The sequence below is a fragment of the Ruegeria sp. I3 genome (genome assembly GCF_056532525.1).
Map to the genome: position 1 here is coordinate 1 of NZ_JBQFNI010000027.1, position 1,353 is coordinate 1,353.

Consider the following 1,353-nt stretch of genomic DNA (forward strand, 5'->3'; position numbering starts at 1 on the left):
GGCTCCGAAGTGAGGCTCAAGCTTGAGCATTTTGCGCTCTCAGCCACGGGGTTGAGCGCATTCGAAGAAAAACTGATCTCGAGTCAGATCCAGTATCGCAAAACTGATGTCCCGGGGGCTGGAATAGTGCAAATCCATGTGGCCGATCCTGATGGAAATCACATTCACATAGACTTTGAAGAAACCGAATAAGTGGCTAACTCGCGAAATAATCGCAACGCAAAATCAAGCCGGTAACTTCTTGCCGATTAGGGATTGAGGTCCTTGCCGGGTTGCTTCCAAGACTTGCGTGGGACAACATTTTTTGGGCGGTGCAAACGTCGATTTGGAGATCAGTATGCCGGACCTCGAAACAAACAAGAAAAACGTCATCGCTTTCTACGAAAGGATGTTCAACGAGTGTCGACCTGCGGAGGCCATAGCAACCTTTGTTGGTGATACCTATACGCAGCACAACCCGCATGTTGGCGACGGAAAGCAAGCCTTTGTTGAGTACTTCGAGCGCATGGCCGCCGAATACCCGGGAAAGCGTGTGGACATCAAACGTGCGTTTGCTGAAGGCGATCACGTTGTTCTGCATTGCCATCAAATCTGGCCCGATGGTCTCGAGTACGCAGGGATCGATATTTTTCGCCTGGATGTCGATGGGAAGGTTGTCGAGCACTGGGACGTTCTTCAGGAGGTTCCGGCAAACAGCGAGAATGAAAACGGCATGTTTTGACTTAGTCGTTCTGAATGCGGTGCATTGAGCTGCGAAAAGTCCTGTCGGCTGAACCACGGTAGTCAAAAGGCATAAGTCTGATCCAAGAAACCCGCCAAAGCGTATCTTCCAAGAACCCTTTAGCAAGGAGATAAATATGCTCCCGACCAGCATTCTTGCGGCGACCCTTGGATTATTCGTAGCCACTTCGCTTCAAGCCGGAGTTCAAATTCGCTTCATAGAGGGCGCACCCAAAGACCGTTTTGTTCTGACAAATGTCGGATCGTGCGAATTAGAAACCTCGACCGTCAAAATTGACTTGTCGCAATCTGCCGGACGTTTGATTTTCGATGTTACCGAAAAAGGTGCGGGCGTGGAGGTCTTCCAACCTCTTGAGTTCGTTGAGGGTGCGGATGCTCTACGGCAAATTCCAGCGGTCGTGGATGGGCAAAATACAATTGAACTTGAGATCGCCTCCCTCGCGGCCGGGGACAGGTTAGCTTTTACCATCGATGTAGACGACACCATTGGGCAACGCGAAATCACTGTAACGGGGTCGGAGATCGAAGGTGCCACGGTGTCATATACCGATGCCGATGAGATCAGTACTGCGACCTTCTCTTCCGAAGCGCTTGTCAACGTGACGACCAAGG

3 protein-coding genes are annotated in these 1,353 nt (G+C 50.9%); all 3 read left to right on the forward strand.

Annotated elements, in window-relative coordinates; translation table 11 throughout:
* A partial coding sequence (locus ACR0L9_RS20595) for a VOC family protein (protein WP_480896582.1) occupies positions 1 to 192 on the forward strand: 192 nt, incomplete at its 5' end.
* Positions 193 to 337: 145 nt separating this feature from the next.
* A complete protein-coding gene (locus ACR0L9_RS20600) occupies positions 338 to 721 on the forward strand; it encodes a nuclear transport factor 2 family protein (protein WP_480896583.1) in 384 nt (127 codons plus the stop codon).
* Between the two features lie 136 nt (positions 722 to 857).
* The coding region (locus ACR0L9_RS20605) for an aggregation factor core (RefSeq protein WP_480896584.1) at positions 858 to 1,353 on the forward strand (496 nt) is incomplete at its 3' end.